Source organism: Pseudomonas cichorii (assembly GCF_019719005.1).
Taxonomy (GTDB): Bacteria; Pseudomonadota; Gammaproteobacteria; order Pseudomonadales; family Pseudomonadaceae; genus Aquipseudomonas; species Aquipseudomonas cichorii_E.
The window spans coordinates 107,014-121,770 of record NZ_JAIGPJ010000013.1; the positions used below are offsets into that span (position 1 = coordinate 107,014).

The following is a 14,757-nucleotide window of genomic DNA, read 5'->3' on the forward strand; positions in this document are numbered from 1 at the left end:
TGTAGTACATTAGTACTGAAAAAAAAAACTCCTCGCTCACGTAGGGTATGTCTTTATGTTTTTTATTGGGCGGCAGAAATCAGCGGCGCGGCAATGCGGCGATGACGTCTTCGGCCTGCAGGCCTTTGTCGCGGTTCATTACGGAGAACTCGACACGCTGGCCTTCGACGAGTACGCGATGACCTTCGCCGCGAATGGCGCGAAAGTGTACGAAGATATCGTCGCCCGAGTCACGGGAGATGAAGCCGAAGCCCTTGGACGTGTTGAACCACTTCACGGTGCCAGTATCGCGATTGCCCAGATCCTGGCTTTGAGGTGCTGGAGAAGGAGAGGATCTGTAGAAACTCACTCCCAGGTGCAGGGCAACGGCAGCAACAGCGACAATCAGACTGATCATGACGGCTGGTAGACCGGCGATTCTATCGAGCGGAACGAGCAGGGTGAGTATTTGGATGATGACGGCAAGAACAAGCAGAGCACTGACCAGATTTTGCAGGTTGTGGCGTGGTCCCCGGTTCCAATAGGGGATCACAGGAGCGAGTACAAGATTGAGCAGCCCGAAGAAAGCGAGATAAAGCGCATCGGGTTGGAGCATTTCACTACGCAGGCTGGGTATGAGGGACAACAGCAGGGCTGCTGCTCCTGTTACCAGGTGGACGATTTTCAACATTTTTAAAAAGCTCACATTAAGAAGGATCACAAGGAAATAGCTGGTAGCGCCCGGTACGCTTCTGAAAAAGTGGAGGCGTGATGCACGAGCGATGGTCCAGCCTATGCGCTACAGCCGGATGGCAGGATCGGTAGCGACACGTCGTGTATTTAACAGCAAAGCCGAACTCTACTCAAATCAAGTACCTGTGAGGCCTCGCCGGTTTTGTTGACGCCAGTAAAGCGTCTGCTTCAATGGCCGCTGACGGCCTTGAGCCAGAGCCCCTGGCTGGCCTTTGACGAATTCATGGAACTCGTTTTGTCGGGGCGGGGTCAGACAGGCTTGACGATTCAGGCGCTACTTTCCTGTATGGATGTGCCTATTTGAGCGAGTGCACCAATAGAAGGCTGCGCCCGTTGGCGTCTCTTGATAAAGTAGCTCTGTTACTGCTTTCCAATCCTCATTAAAAGGGCATGAAACATGGCAATCGATATCGGTATCAGTGAAGAGGATCGCAAATCGATCGTAGACGGTCTTTCGCATCTGCTTGCGGATACTTATGTACTTTACCTCAAGACTCACAACTTTCACTGGAACGTCAGTGGGCCGATGTTTCGCACACTGCACCTGATGTTTGAAGAGCAATACAACGAACTGGCACTGGCTGTAGATTCCATTGCCGAGCGTATTCGTGCTCTTGGCTTCCCGGCGCCAGGTACATATTCGACTTATGCTCGTCTGTCTTCGATCAAGGAAGAAGAAGGCGTGCCGAGTGCTGAAGATATGATCAGAAGTCTGGTTCAGGGCCAAGAGGCTGTTGTCCGAACGGCTCGTAGTCTTTTTCCTCTGCTGGATAAAGCAAGTGATGAGCCGACTGCAGATCTGTTGACCCAACGCATGCAGGTTCACGAGAAGACTGCATGGATGTTGCGTTCGATGCTCGAATCCCGCTGACAGCAGGGCTGTTGCCCTTCTGCCCGGAGCGCGTTGCCGTCACCCCTGGCAACGCGCTGCAGTCGAGCCTTCCTGCGCTCGACCTGATGCTGCACATGCAGCCTGTTTTAAAATGTAAAAGTATAAATATTAAACGCATTGGCGAACTTTTCTTAAGTTATAGCGTTTTTGGTGTTTCCTTATTCTGTATTCTTTTGTAGTCATCTCCTACAGAAACAAGGTAATGGTTCCGCTGGATATAAGATCTTTAATCGGGCCTTATAGGAGTCGCATTTATTTATTTTTAAATGTTTCTTATCGGGATTCGAATTGATTTTGTAGAGGTGGAATAGCCATGGTCAGAGGTGTTGAGCGTGAGGTCAAAGATTTAAGCAGGCATTCGTCCATACGCAATGATCCTTTTGTCGAGGATTTCAATATGAATCTGGCACAGCCGCACTCCAAGTCGGTGCGCCTTAATGGTCTGGCGACGTGTCTGCGTCTGGAAAAGGTCTACTGGAACATATTGTCGGCGATTGCCCGATCCAATAACTGCTCCGTGAATGCAGTGCTTTCTTATATCGACAGGGAGGTTCATCTGCGTTACGGCGGTGTGAAGAACTTCAGCGGGCTGATCCGCGTCGTGTGTGTTGCACACCTTTTGAAGGCTGATCGCCTTGAGCAGGTTCAAGCCTGATATTTCTCCGGACTCGCTGCTGGCGGGTCCTTTCGAGCAGTGTCGCAAGCCTGTTGCCCGGCACTAATACGAACTTATCCAGACAGGATGAGTTCGTTCGGCTGCACGGCCTCGATTAACTCTATATAATCCTTCGCCTTGCTGACGGGCATGGCTCCGCGTGGCAGGGACTGGCTTGAGCTGGATGCCGGTGCCTTGCACTATTGAGCGGCCAGGAGCGAAAGCCCCCACCGAATTTCGAATTACGAGAAGTGAACACACCATCATGATGCGCAGCCATTATTGCGGCCAACTGAACGAAAGTCTGGAAGGTCAGGAAATTACCCTTTGCGGATGGGTCCACCGTCGTCGTGACCACGGAGGCGTGATCTTCCTCGATATCCGCGACCGTGAAGGCATGGCTCAGGTGGTGTTCGATCCCGATCGTGCCGATACCTTTGCCGCTGCCGACCGTGTGCGCAGCGAATATGTCGTCAAGGTCGTCGGCAAGGTGCGTGCCCGTCCGGCCGGTGCCGTCAATGCCAACATGGCTTCCGGCGCCATCGAAGTGCTGGGCTACGAGCTGGAAGTCCTGAACGAATCCGAGACTCCGCCGTTCCCGCTGAACGAATACTCCGACGTCGGCGAAGAAACCCGCCTGCGCTATCGCTTCATCGATCTGCGTCGTCCGGAAATGGCCGAGAAGCTGCGTCTGCGCTCGCGCATCACCACCAGCATCCGTCGCTACCTGGATGACAACGGCTTCCTGGATGTCGAGACTCCGATCCTGACTCGCGCCACGCCTGAAGGCGCTCGCGACTATCTGGTACCAAGCCGCACACACCCTGGCAGCTTCTTTGCCTTGCCTCAGTCGCCTCAGCTGTTCAAGCAGTTGCTGATGGTTGCCGGCTTCGACCGCTACTACCAGATCGCCAAATGCTTCCGTGACGAAGACCTGCGTGCCGACCGTCAGCCTGAGTTCACTCAGATCGATATCGAGACCAGCTTCCTCAATGAAGAAGACATCATCGGTCTGACCGAGAAGATGGTTCGTCAGTTGTTCAAGGAAGTCCTGGACCTGGAATTCGGTGAATTCCCGCACATGACCTTCGAAGAAGCCATGCGCCGCTATGGTTCCGACAAGCCTGACCTGCGCAACCCTCTGGAACTGGTCGATGTTGCCGATCAGCTCAAGGACGTCGAGTTCAAGGTCTTCAGCGGTCCTGCCAACGATCCGAAGTGCCGGATTGCCGCATTGCGCGTTCCTGGCGGGGCAAGTATTCCGCGCAAACAGATCGACGATTACACCAAGTTCGTCAGCATCTACGGTGCCAAGGGCCTGGCGTACATCAAGGTCAACGAGCGCGCCAACGGCGTTGATGGCCTGCAATCGCCAATCGTCAAGAACATCCCGGAAGCCAACCTCAATGTGATCCTTGATCGCGTTGGCGCGGTTGATGGCGATATCGTGTTCTTCGGCGCGGACAAGGCCAAGATCGTCAGCGAGGCCTTGGGCGCGTTGCGTATCAAGGTGGGTAACGACTTCAAGCTGCACACCTGCGAGTGGGCACCGATGTGGGTCGTGGACTTCCCGATGTTCGAAGAGAACGACGACGGCAGCTTCAGCGCGTTGCACCACCCCTTCACGGCGCCAAAGTGCACTCCTGAAGAGCTGGAAGCCAACCCAGGCAAGGCGCTGTCCCGCGCTTACGACATGGTGCTCAACGGTACCGAGCTTGGCGGCGGTTCGATCCGTATCCACCGCAAGGAAATGCAGCAGGCTGTATTCCGCCTGCTGGGTATCGCCGAAGACGAGCAGCAAGAGAAGTTCGGCTTCCTGCTCGACGCACTGAAATACGGCGCACCACCCCATGGCGGCCTGGCTTTCGGTCTGGACCGTCTGGTGATGCTGATGACTGGCGCCCAGTCGATTCGTGAAGTGATTGCCTTCCCGAAAACCCAGAGCGCTGCCGATGTCATGACCCAGGCTCCTGGCGTCGTTGATGCCAAGGCTCTGCGTGAACTGCACATTCGCCTGCGCGAGCAGCAGAAGGCCGAGTGATGCGGGGCAGGGCGCATTTTTGATGCGCTCTGCAGTGCGCCTGTCGAGTAAAAAGCCTTTTGCCCGTTTACGCGGGTAAAAGGTGAAGGTGTTTCAAAAAGAATCTGGAGCGAGAAATGGCAGGTCATTCTAAGTGGGCGAACATCAAGCACCGCAAAGAGCGTCAGGATGCCAAGAAAGGCAAGATCTTCACCAAGTGGATTCGTGAGCTGACTGTCGCTGCCCGTCAGGGTGGTGGTGATCCAGGTTCCAACCCGCGTCTGCGTCTGGCGCTGGACAAGGCGCTTGGCGCCAACATGACCCGCGACACCATCGACCGCGCTGTTGCTCGTGGCGTCGGTGCCGACGATGGCAACGATGTCGAGGAGCTGGGTTACGAGGGCTACGGCCCCGGTGGCGTTGCGATCATGGTTGAAGCCATGACCGATAACCGCAACCGTACCGCTGCTGCCGTTCGTCATGCGTTCACCAAGTGTGGCGGCAACCTGGGTACTGACGGTTCCGTGGCTTATCTGTTCGATCGCAAGGGGCAGATCTCCTTTGCGGCCGGTGTCGATGAAGACGCGCTGATTGAGGCGGCAATGGAAGCTGATGCCGACGATGTCGTGAGCAACGAAGATGGTTCCATCGACGTGTTCACCTCGTTCGCCGGTTTCTATGCCGTGCGTAACGCGCTGGAAGCGGCGGGTTTCAAGGCTTCTGACGCGGAAATCGTCATGTTGCCCACTACCAGTGCCGTGCTCGATCTGGAAACCGCTGAAAAGGTGCTCAAGTTGATCGATATGCTTGAAGACCTGGATGACGTGCAGAACGTCTACTCCAACGCGGAAATTCCGGATGACGTTCTGGAGCAGCTTGGCTGATTGCAGGCTGCTTCGCTGTACATTGGAGGCCGGAGGCAGGAAGCGGTGATGATCACGCCGCTATCGGCCTCCGGCTTCTGCCTTTATGCTGCATCAATTGTTTTGCGATACTTTTCAAATTGCGGGCGTTATGACTCTTATTCTTGGCATCGACCCCGGTTCGCGAATCACCGGTTATGGCGTTGTGCGTGATACCGGGCGTGGCTGTGTCTATGTGGCTTCGGGTTGCATTCGCACGGGAGCCGGTGAGCTGCAAGAGCGGCTGCAGATTGTGTTTCGCGGTGTGCGTGAAGTCATCCAGACTCATGGTCCTGTCACCATGGGGATCGAAAAGGTCTTCATGGCGCGCAATGCCGATTCTGCGCTGAAACTGGGCCAGGCCCGGGGCGCGGCCATTGTGGCGGGTGCCGAGGAAGGGCTGGAGATTGCCGAATACACGGCCACTCAGGTCAAGCAGGCGGTTGCCGGCACTGGTGGTGCCAACAAGGAGCAGGTGATGATGATGGTCATGCATTTGCTCAAGCTGACCCAGAAACCCCAGATCGACGCCTCAGATGCACTGGCCATTGCGCTGTGTCATGCGCACACGCGCTCAAGCCTTATTCCTCATGGTCTGGGGACTGCACGCAGTCGCGGTGGTCGGTTGCGTCTCTGACTGCATCATCCGCATGCATATTTTTGCTTGCAGGTCTGGCTACTCCTGTGATGATGGTGTTCATATTTTTTGCACTGGCGACGCCAGCGATGGGCAACACGAAAGGATCTGATACGTGATTGGACGTTTACGTGGCTTTCTCGCCGAGAAGCAGCCACCGCACCTGGTACTGGACGTCAATGGCGTCGGCTATGAGCTGGAAGTACCCATGACAACGCTTTATCGTTTGCCGCATGTCGGTGAGCCGGTGACTTTGCATACCCATCTGGTGGTTCGCGAAGATGCGCATCTGCTCTATGGTTTTTACGAGAAGCGCGAGCGTGAGCTGTTTCGTGAGCTGATTCGCCTCAATGGCGTCGGCCCGAAACTGGCGCTGGCGTTGATGTCGGGTCTTGAGGTCGATGAACTGGTGCGTTGCGTCCAGGCGCAGGATACTTCGGCCCTGACCCGTATTCCGGGGGTCGGCAAGAAGACCGCCGAGCGTCTGCTGGTCGAACTCAAGGATCGCTTCAAGGCCTGGGAAGCGCTGCCGGGCACGTTTGCGCTGGTTTCCGATGGCCCGAATCAGGCCGAACCTGTGGCATCTGCCGAGTCCGATGCGGTCAGTGCGCTGATTTCCCTGGGCTATAAACCTCAAGAGGCGAGCAAGGCCGTCTCTGCGATCAAGGAAAAAGGCTTGAGCAGTGCAGATCTGATCCGACGTGCTTTGAAGGGGATGGCGTAAGTGATTGAAGCGGATCGCCTGATTACCGCCAGCAGTGGCCGTGATCGTGAGGAACAACTGGACCGTGCCATTCGTCCTCTGAGCCTGGCTGACTACATCGGGCAGCCGACCGTGCGCGAGCAGATGGAGTTGTTCATCCAGGCTGCGCGTGGGCGCAACGAATCCCTGGACCACACCTTGATTTTCGGCCCGCCGGGGCTGGGCAAGACCACGCTGGCCAATATCATTGCCCAGGAAATGTCGGTGTCGATCAAGAGCACGTCCGGCCCTGTGCTGGAGCGTCCGGGTGACCTGGCGGCGATTCTGACCAATCTCGAACCTCATGACGTGCTGTTCATTGACGAAATCCATCGCCTGTCACCTATCGTCGAAGAGGTGCTGTATCCGGCCATGGAAGACTTCCAGCTGGACATCATGATTGGTGAAGGCCCTGCCGCGCGCTCCATCAAACTCGACCTGCCTCCTTTCACCCTGGTGGGGGCGACGACTCGCGCTGGCATGCTGACCAACCCGCTACGTGACCGTTTCGGGATCGTCCAGCGTCTGGAGTTCTATAACATCGCCGACCTGTCGACCATCGTGTCGCGCTCCGCCGGTATTCTGGGGCTGGCCATCGAGCCGGAAGGGGCCTTTGAAATTGCCCGTCGCGCTCGTGGCACACCCCGTATCGCCAACCGCCTGTTGCGACGCGTCCGGGATTTCGCCCAGGTTCGCAGTAATGGCCACATCACCCGGCAAACGGCCGACAAGGCACTGAATCTGCTGGATGTCGACGAGCACGGTTTCGATCATCAGGACCGGCGTCTGCTGCTGACCATGATCGAGAAATTCGACGGTGGTCCTGTTGGCGTAGACAGCCTGGCGGCTGCCATCAGTGAGGAACGGCATACCATCGAAGACGTGCTGGAACCCTATTTGATCCAGCAAGGCTATATCATGCGCACACCGCGTGGGCGGGTCGTTACCCGGCATGCCTATCTGCATTTCGGGTTGAACATTCCTTCGCGAATGGGCGAAGTGCCAGCATCGGAGGGCTTTGCAGATGGCCCGACGTATTAATAGTGGCCATGAGCGACTTATTTGCACTTTTGGTGGTCAGAGTGCCAGCGTGATGGCAGAAGCCATCAATAAGTGGCCAAACCATGAAAAACAGTTGCCTGACCCGATTGGCAACCCGAGGAGTAAGCACTAGAGTATGCGCGCGCAAAACGGGGCTCCGTCGTTCGCACATCGCTGTCGCGTTTATTACGAGGACACCGATGCAGGCGGCATCGTCTACTACGTCAACTATCTGAAATTCATGGAGCGGGCTCGTACCGAGCAACTGCGAGAGCTGGGTTTTGCCCAGTCCGAGCTTGCGAAGGAGGACCTGCTGTTCGTCGTGCATTCCAGTGAGGCTCGTTATCACAAGCCTGCGCGTCTGGACGATGAGCTGCTGGTAAGCGCTGAAGTAATCGAATTGAACCGTGTCAGCCTGCGCTTCAAGCAGCAGGTCAGGCTGGCTGCGGATGCAACGCTGCTCTGTGAGGGGCAGTTTTTGGTGGCGTGTGTACGCGCCGATAGTTTGAAACCCCGGGCCATTCCCGAAGCTTTGCGAGCGGCCTTTGCCGACCAGAGCGGCGCGGGCATACATTCAGAGCAGGAGATAAAGCGTGGAAGCTAACGTAGTCGACCATTCCTCCATGTGGAGTTTGGTCAGCAATGCCAGCATTGTTGTTCAGTTGGTGATGCTGATGCTTGTGGCTGCTTCAGTCACTTCGTGGATCGTGATTTTTCAGCGCGGCAACATGCTGCGTGCCGGTCGACGTGCACTGGACAGCTTCGAAGAGCGTTTCTGGTCGGGCATCGATCTGTCCAAGCTGTATCGCCAGGCGGGCAGCAACCCTGACCCGGATTCCGGCGTAGAGCAGATCTTCCGTGCCGGCTTCAAGGAATTCTCCCGTCTGCGTCAGCAGGCTGGCGTCGATCCTGATGCCGTGATGGAAGGCGTGGCCCGTGCCATGCGCGTTGCGATCTCCCGTGAAGAAGAAAAGCTGGAAGCCGGCCTGCCGTTCCTGGCTACCGTAGGTTCCACCAGCCCTTATATCGGTCTGTTCGGTACGGTCTGGGGCATCATGAACTCTTTCCGCGGTCTGGCGACTGCGCAGCAGGCAACCCTGGCTACTGTGGCTCCGGGTATTGCCGAGGCACTGATCGCAACGGCCATCGGCCTGTTCGCGGCCATTCCGGCTGTTATCGCCTACAACCGTTTTTCCGCTCGCAGCGAAACCCTGATCAGTCGTTACTACACGTTCGCCGAAGAATTCCAGGCGATCCTGCACCGTAAAGTGCATACCAGCGAAGAGTGAGCAGGTAATTCCCCATGGCTTTAATCGCTCGAGATCGTCGCAGAAAACGCAAGCCGGTCGCCGAAATGAACGTGGTGCCATACATCGACGTGATGCTGGTGCTGCTCGTCATCTTCATGGTGACCGCTCCCATGATCAACCAGGGCGTGAAAGTCGACTTGCCCAAGGTCTCCAGCGAGGCTTTGCCGCAGGACAACAACAATCAGGTCCTGACCATTTCGATCAAGGCTGACAAGACCTACTACTGGAACCTTGGCAGCGAAGTCGATACCGACAAACAGATGGACAAGGCAATGACCCTGCCGCAACTGACCGCTGCCGTGACCAAGATAGTCGCTGCCGGTCGTGATGCCGGCAAGCAGACGCAGGTGTTTATTCGTGGTGACAAGACCGTTGATTACGGTTCTGTCATGGGCACGATGGGCGGGCTGCAGAAAGCTGGTGTAGGGAATGTTGGCTTGATTACTGAGGCCCCCTGATGCAGCCGATTCGAGAGCCGTCTGCCTCGGAAAGCTACTTCTGGCCCTCTGTCTGGGCCGTTGGCCTGCATATCCTGATTTTTGGCATGCTTTTCGTGAGCTTTGCCATGACTCCCGAGTTGCCGGAGGCCAAACCTGTGGTTCAGGCTACTCTGTATCAACTCAAGTCCAAGAGTCAGGCGACGACCCAGACCAACCAGAAGATTGCCGGCGAGGCAAAGAAAGCCGCTGCACGACAGACTGAAGTCGAGCAGTTGGAGCAGAAGAAGATCGAGCAGCAGAAACAGGAAGCTGTAAAGGCTGCGGAACAAAAGAAAGAAGAGGCTGCTCAAAAAGCCGAAGAACAGAAGGCTGCTGACGAGGCCAGGAAAGCCGAGCAGAAAGCCGAGGAAGCCAAAAAGGCCGATGACGCCAAGAAAGCTGCCGATGCGAAAAAGGCCGAAGAGAAACAATTGGCTGATGTAGCCAAGAAGAAAGCCGAAGAAGAAGCGAAGAAAAAAGCCGAGGAAGACGCCAAGAAGGCCGCCGCCGAGGAAGCCAAGAAACAGGCTGCCGATGAAGCGAAGAAAAAAGCGGCTGAAGACGCGAAGAAAAAGGCTGCCGAGGACGCCAAGAAGAAAGCTGCTGCCGACTCAGCCAAAAAGGCTCAGGAAGCTGCGCGCAAGGCTGCCGAGGACAAGAAGGCACAGGCTCTGGCCGACCTGCTTTCCGACAAGCCTCAGCGTCAACAGGCTCTGGCCGATGAAGTGGGCGATGAGGTAGCGGGTAACTTCGATGACCTGATTCGTCTGCGTGCATCCGAAGGCTGGGCTCGCCCACCATCGGCGCGCAAAGGCATGGCAGTGGTATTGCAGATCGGCATGTTGCCGGACGGCACAGTGACTTCGGTGACTATTGCCAGGTCCAGTGGTGACGGTCCGTTCGACAGTTCGGCAGTGGCAGCGGTCAAGAATATTGGTCGTTTGACAGAAATGCAGGGTTTGAAGCCAGCGGACTTCGCTCCCTATCGTTCATTCAAGATGACATTCACACCTGAGGATCTAGCCTTGTGATTAACCTTCTTCGAGGACTGCTTTTGGTTCTTTGCTGTGCGGCGGGCTTAGCCGTTGCGGAAGAAAAGAACATCATGGTCACCAGCGGAAGTGACCGCGCCACTCCGATTGCTGTGGTGCCTTTTGGCTGGCAGGGCGGCAATGTGCTGCCTGAAGACATGGCCGATATCGTCAGTAACGACCTGCGCAACTCGGGTTACTACTCGCCGATTCCAAAACAGAACATGATCAGCCTGCCGACCCAGGCAAGCGAGATCATCTTCCGTGACTGGAAGGCCCTGAATGCGCAGTACGTCATGGTCGGCAACATCGTCCCTGCGGGCGGTCGTCTGCAGATCCAGTACGCTCTGTTCAACGTTGCCACCGAGCAGCAGGTCCTGACCGGCAGCGTATCGGGCACCAATGACCAGTTGCGGGACATGGCGCACTACATTGCCGACCAGTCGTTCGAAAAACTGACCGGCATCAAGGGCGCGTTCTCCACCCGCATGCTGTACGTGACTGCCGAACGTTTCTCGGAAAGCAACACTCGTTACACCCTGCAACGTTCGGACTACGACGGTGCACGTGCTGTAACGCTGCTGCAGTCCCGCGAGCCGATCCTGTCGCCACGCTTTGCTCCTGATGGCAAGCGTATCGCCTATGTATCGTTCGAGCAGAGACGTCCACGCATCTTCGTTCAGCATATCGATACCGGTCGTCGTGAGCAGATCACCAACTTCGAAGGTCTCAACGGCGCGCCTGCATGGTCGCCCGATGGCGGCAAGCTGGCGTTCGTGCTGTCCAAGGACGGTAACCCGGAGGTCTACGTGATGAATCTGGCCTCGCGTCAATTGACGCGCGTAACCAACGATTCATCCATTGATACCGAACCGTTTTTCGGCAAGGATGGCTCGACGCTGTACTTCACGTCGGACCGTGGCGGCAAGCCACAGATCTATAAAACCAGCATCAATGGCGGTGGTGCCGAGCGTGTAACGTTCGTGGGTAACTACAATGCCAACCCGAAATTGTCAGCTGATGAAAAGACGCTGGTAATGATTCACCGGCAGGACGGCTTCACTAATTTCAAGGTTGCAGTGCAGGATTTGGCTCGCGGAAGTGTAAAAATCCTCACAGATAGCAACCTTGATGAGTCGCCTACTGTTGCGCCCAACGGCACCATGGTAATCTACGCCACCCGCCAGCAGGGCCGGGGAGTCTTGATGCTCGTGTCCATTAACGGACGCGTAAGGCTCCCGCTTCCTACCGCTCAAGGCGAAGTCAGAGAACCTTCCTGGTCCCCTTACCTGAACTGACGCGGCGCTACACGATTTGCTTAACACACTGGGGTTCATTAGGAGTTTCAAGATGGAAATGTTGAAGTTTGGTAAGTTTGCTGCGCTGGCTCTGGCCATGGCTGTAGCTGTTGGTTGCTCGTCCAAAGGCGGTGACAACGCTGGCGCTGGCGCTGTTGACCCTAACGCTGGTTACGGTGCCAACACTGGCGCTGTAGATGGCAGCCTGAGCGAAGAAGCTGCTCTGCGTGCAATCACCACCTTCTACTTCGAATACGACAGTTCGGATCTGAAGCCAGAAGCACTGCGTGCTCTGGACGTGCATGCCAAGGACCTGAAAGCAAACGGCGCTCGCGTCGTTCTGGAAGGCAACACCGACGAGCGCGGTACTCGTGAGTACAACATCGCTCTGGGCGAGCGTCGTGCGAAAGCCGTTCAGCGCTACCTGGTTCTGCAAGGTGTTTCCCCAGCTCAGCTGGAACTGGTTTCCTACGGCGAAGAGCGTCCAGTTGCTACCGGCAACGACGAGCAGTCCTGGGCTCAAAACCGTCGCGTCGAACTGCGTAAGTAATTTGACATGCGAACGTGCCGACGTGCTCTAACCGTTTTGGCCCTCACCCTCCCGCTTTCAGCGTGGGGTGCGGTTCCCGTGGTCGATGACAATTCTGGCTCTGGCAGCAGCAGTTATCCGCCAGCTGGTTATGGCACGTCCGGCGCCTATGCCGGGGGAGGGGTTTCGGCCCCGACCTCGGCAAATGGTCAGCTGTTCATGCAATTGCAGCAAATGCAGGAAGAAATCGCGCGCTTGCGTGGTCTCGTTGAAGTCCAGCAGAACGATATTCAGCGCATGAAGCAGGAAGCGCTGGAGCGTTATCAGGATCTCGACTCGCGTATCTCCAGTGGCGCAGCCGCTGCAGCTACCAATAATTCCCAACCTTCTGGCGGCAGTATCGACGCCAGCGGGACGCCTTCGGCCCCAGCGGCCCAGGCTCCTGCAGCAGGCACAGAGCCTCCTGATCCGGCGAAGGAAAAGCTCTATTACGAAGCTGCCTTCGATTTGATCAAGGCCAAGGATTTCGATAAAGCCAGTCAGGCTTTTACCGCTTTCCTGCGCAAGTACCCAAACAGCTCGTATGCGGGCAACGCCCAATACTGGCTGGGTGAAGTGAACCTGGCCAAAGGCGACCTCCAAGGCGCTGGTCAGGCATTTGCCAAGGTCAGTCAGCTGTACCCAAAGCACGCCAAGGTGCCTGATTCGCTTTACAAGCTGGCCGATGTCGAGCGTCGCCTCGGCCACACCGACAAGGTCAAAGGCATCCTGCAGCAAGTCGTGGCCCAGTATCCGGGCACTTCGGCTGCACAATTGGCACAGCGGGATCTTCAGCGTCTCTGATGCCTGAACCCGCTATTCAAGAAAGCCGCGCTTGTCGCGGCTTTTTTCGTTAGAATTTCGCACCCGAAATTCCGGTAATTATTACGCTTCACTGGATTCTGCGAGTGCAGGGTGCCTTGAAGTGCCTGACGGAGGCGGACGGCCTGTTTAGCTGTTACGCCCGTGGCCCATATGCAAGACACATTACGTATCACCGAAATCTTTTACTCGTTGCAGGGTGAAACTCGTACGGCTGGGTTGCCCACCGTATTCGTGCGCCTCACGGGTTGTCCGCTGCGCTGCCAGTATTGCGACAGTGCCTATGCATTCAGTGGCGGAAAGATCCTGTCGCTGGAAGACATCCTTGAGCAGGTCGCTGCCTATCGTCCGCGTTATGTCTGTGTAACCGGTGGCGAACCGCTTGCCCAGCCCAATGCCATTCCCTTGCTTGAGCGCCTGTGTGACGCCGGTTACGAGGTTTCGCTGGAAACCAGCGGTGCCCTGGATATCTCGGCTGTAGACAGTCGTGTCAGCCGCGTCGTCGACCTGAAGACCCCAGGGTCCAAGGAAGTTGCTCGCAATCGCTACGAAAACATGGAATTGCTGACGCCCAACGATCAGGTCAAGTTCGTGATCTGTTCCAGGGACGACTATGACTGGGCTGTGTCCAAGCTGATTCAGTACGGGCTGGACAAGCGCGCTGGTGAAGTGCTGTTTTCTGCCAGCCACCATGAGCTGAAAGGTCGTGATCTGGCCGACTGGATCGTGGCAGACAACCTGCCGGTCCGCTTGCAGATGCAGTTGCATAAAATTCTTTGGGACGACGAGCCGGGGCGCTGAAAAATGAGTGAATTGACCATGACCGAGAAACGAGCCGTAATCCTGCTGTCCGGCGGGCTTGATTCAGCCACTGTCGTTGCCATGGCTCGTGCCGAAGGTTACGCCTGTTACACCATGAGCTTCGACTATGGCCAGCGCCACCGCGCAGAGCTGAACGCTGCTGCACGTGTCGCACGGGATCTGGGTGCCATCGAGCACAAGGTCATTGGCCTCAACCTCAATGGCATCGGTGGCTCGGCATTGACCGACAGCTCCATTGCCGTCCCGGAGGCACCGACTGAAGGCATTCCGGTCACTTATGTACCCGCGCGCAATACCGTCTTCCTGTCCCTGGCACTCGGCTGGGCAGAAGTGCTGGAAGCACGCGACATCTTTATCGGCGTCAATGCCGTGGACTATTCGGGTTACCCGGATTGCCGTCCCGAGTTCGTCGAGTCGTTCGAGCGCATGGCCAATCTGGCGACCAAAGCCGGTGTGGAAGGGCAGGGCTTCACCATTCGTGCGCCGCTGCAAAACCTCAGCAAGTCCGACATCGTCAAGGCGGGTGTGGCTCTGGGCGTCGATTACGGACTGACCGTTTCCTGCTACCAGGCCGATGACGAAGGCCGTGCCTGTGGCAAATGCGACAGCTGCCGCCTGCGCGCAGAAGGCTTCGCAGCCGCCGGTATTGCAGACCCGACACGCTATTTTTAATCTTTTTACAAAAAGGTGTTGAATTACTGATAAAAATCAGTAATATACGCGCCACACAACAGAGGGTCGTTAGCTCAGTTGGTAGAGCAGTTGGCTTTTAACCAATTGGTCGTAGGTTCGAATCCCACACGACC

The 14,757-nt window shown here is 56.4% G+C and carries 18 protein-coding genes and 1 pseudogene; 17 read left to right on the forward strand and 2 right to left on the reverse strand.

Translation table 11 applies throughout. The features are described 5' to 3' along the window. Nucleotides 1-79: 79 nt before the first annotated feature. The gene (locus tag K5D32_RS26270) at nucleotides 80-301 is read right to left on the reverse strand and encodes a cold shock domain-containing protein (RefSeq protein ID WP_004667445.1); all 222 of its coding nucleotides are present in this window, start codon (nucleotides 299-301) and stop codon (nucleotides 80-82) included. A gap of 108 nt (nucleotides 302-409) precedes the next feature. Then, nucleotides 410-670 (reverse strand): annotated as a pseudogene (locus K5D32_RS26275) (cold shock domain-containing protein membrane protein); the annotation flags it as partial. Between the two features lie 459 nt (nucleotides 671-1,129). On the opposite strand from K5D32_RS26275, the gene K5D32_RS12525 reads away from it, so the two are divergent. The 17 genes from K5D32_RS12525 (at nucleotide 1,130) to queC (ending at nucleotide 14,623) form a co-directional block, all read left to right on the forward strand. Further along, complete coding sequence (locus K5D32_RS12525; RefSeq protein ID WP_025258998.1) at nucleotides 1,130-1,603, forward strand: Dps family protein; 474 nt, start codon at nucleotides 1,130-1,132, stop codon at nucleotides 1,601-1,603. Next, nucleotides 1,570-1,803: a hypothetical protein gene (locus K5D32_RS12530; protein WP_221600499.1), complete on the forward strand. Its 234-nt coding sequence runs from the start codon at nucleotides 1,570-1,572 to the stop codon at nucleotides 1,801-1,803. Before K5D32_RS12525 ends, K5D32_RS12530 begins: the two co-directional genes overlap by 34 nt. Nucleotides 1,804-1,937: 134 nt before the next feature. Continuing rightward, nucleotides 1,938-2,279, forward strand: a complete 342-nt coding sequence (locus tag K5D32_RS12535; RefSeq protein WP_051427717.1) for a ribbon-helix-helix domain-containing protein — start codon at nucleotides 1,938-1,940, stop codon at nucleotides 2,277-2,279. 265 nt (nucleotides 2,280-2,544) lie between these two features. Beyond that, nucleotides 2,545-4,320, forward strand: coding sequence for an aspartate--tRNA ligase (aspS, locus tag K5D32_RS12540; RefSeq protein WP_025259000.1), 1,776 nt, complete (start codon nucleotides 2,545-2,547; stop codon nucleotides 4,318-4,320). A 116-nt stretch (nucleotides 4,321-4,436) separates the two neighbouring features. Next, complete coding sequence (locus tag K5D32_RS12545) at nucleotides 4,437-5,183, forward strand: YebC/PmpR family DNA-binding transcriptional regulator (RefSeq protein WP_025259001.1); 747 nt, start codon at nucleotides 4,437-4,439, stop codon at nucleotides 5,181-5,183. 130 nt (nucleotides 5,184-5,313) lie between these two features. After that, nucleotides 5,314-5,838, forward strand: coding sequence for a crossover junction endodeoxyribonuclease RuvC (ruvC, locus tag K5D32_RS12550; protein ID WP_025259002.1), 525 nt, complete (start codon nucleotides 5,314-5,316; stop codon nucleotides 5,836-5,838). A gap of 115 nt (nucleotides 5,839-5,953) precedes the next feature. Continuing rightward, on the forward strand, nucleotides 5,954-6,562 hold the full coding sequence (ruvA, locus tag K5D32_RS12555) for a Holliday junction branch migration protein RuvA (protein WP_117164654.1): 609 nt from the start codon (nucleotides 5,954-5,956) through the stop codon (nucleotides 6,560-6,562). Beyond that, nucleotides 6,563-7,621, forward strand: a complete 1,059-nt coding sequence (gene ruvB / locus K5D32_RS12560) for a Holliday junction branch migration DNA helicase RuvB (RefSeq protein ID WP_221594437.1) — start codon at nucleotides 6,563-6,565, stop codon at nucleotides 7,619-7,621. Nucleotides 7,622-7,757: 136 nt separating this feature from the next. Next, nucleotides 7,758-8,225 (forward strand): tol-pal system-associated acyl-CoA thioesterase, encoded by a 468-nt coding sequence (ybgC, locus tag K5D32_RS12565; protein ID WP_025259005.1) that lies wholly within the window; start codon nucleotides 7,758-7,760, stop codon nucleotides 8,223-8,225. Beyond that, nucleotides 8,215-8,910: a protein TolQ gene (gene tolQ / locus K5D32_RS12570; RefSeq protein ID WP_200993501.1), complete on the forward strand. Its 696-nt coding sequence runs from the start codon at nucleotides 8,215-8,217 to the stop codon at nucleotides 8,908-8,910. The genes ybgC and tolQ overlap by 11 nt, the downstream gene beginning before the upstream one ends. Nucleotides 8,911-8,924: 14 nt before the next feature. Next, nucleotides 8,925-9,389, forward strand: coding sequence for a protein TolR (gene tolR, locus K5D32_RS12575; RefSeq protein ID WP_002554654.1), 465 nt, complete (start codon nucleotides 8,925-8,927; stop codon nucleotides 9,387-9,389). Beyond that, nucleotides 9,389-10,441: a cell envelope integrity protein TolA gene (gene tolA / locus K5D32_RS12580; RefSeq protein WP_221576791.1), complete on the forward strand. Its 1,053-nt coding sequence runs from the start codon at nucleotides 9,389-9,391 to the stop codon at nucleotides 10,439-10,441. The genes tolR and tolA overlap by 1 nt, the downstream gene beginning before the upstream one ends. Beyond that, the gene (gene tolB / locus K5D32_RS12585) at nucleotides 10,438-11,739 is read left to right on the forward strand and encodes a Tol-Pal system beta propeller repeat protein TolB (RefSeq protein ID WP_221576792.1); all 1,302 of its coding nucleotides are present in this window, start codon (nucleotides 10,438-10,440) and stop codon (nucleotides 11,737-11,739) included. Before tolA ends, tolB begins: the two co-directional genes overlap by 4 nt. 52 nt (nucleotides 11,740-11,791) lie before the next feature. After that, complete coding sequence (gene pal / locus K5D32_RS12590) at nucleotides 11,792-12,289, forward strand: peptidoglycan-associated lipoprotein Pal (RefSeq protein ID WP_221576793.1); 498 nt, start codon at nucleotides 11,792-11,794, stop codon at nucleotides 12,287-12,289. Nucleotides 12,290-12,295: 6 nt separating this feature from the next. Then, nucleotides 12,296-13,111: a tol-pal system protein YbgF gene (gene ybgF, locus K5D32_RS12595; RefSeq protein WP_038399765.1), complete on the forward strand. Its 816-nt coding sequence runs from the start codon at nucleotides 12,296-12,298 to the stop codon at nucleotides 13,109-13,111. 171 nt (nucleotides 13,112-13,282) lie between these two features. Further along, nucleotides 13,283-13,930: a 7-carboxy-7-deazaguanine synthase QueE gene (gene queE / locus K5D32_RS12600; protein ID WP_025259011.1), complete on the forward strand. Its 648-nt coding sequence runs from the start codon at nucleotides 13,283-13,285 to the stop codon at nucleotides 13,928-13,930. An 18-nt stretch (nucleotides 13,931-13,948) separates the two neighbouring features. After that, nucleotides 13,949-14,623, forward strand: a complete 675-nt coding sequence (queC, locus tag K5D32_RS12605) for a 7-cyano-7-deazaguanine synthase QueC (RefSeq protein ID WP_221576845.1) — start codon at nucleotides 13,949-13,951, stop codon at nucleotides 14,621-14,623. Nucleotides 14,624-14,757: the final 134 nt, after the last annotated feature.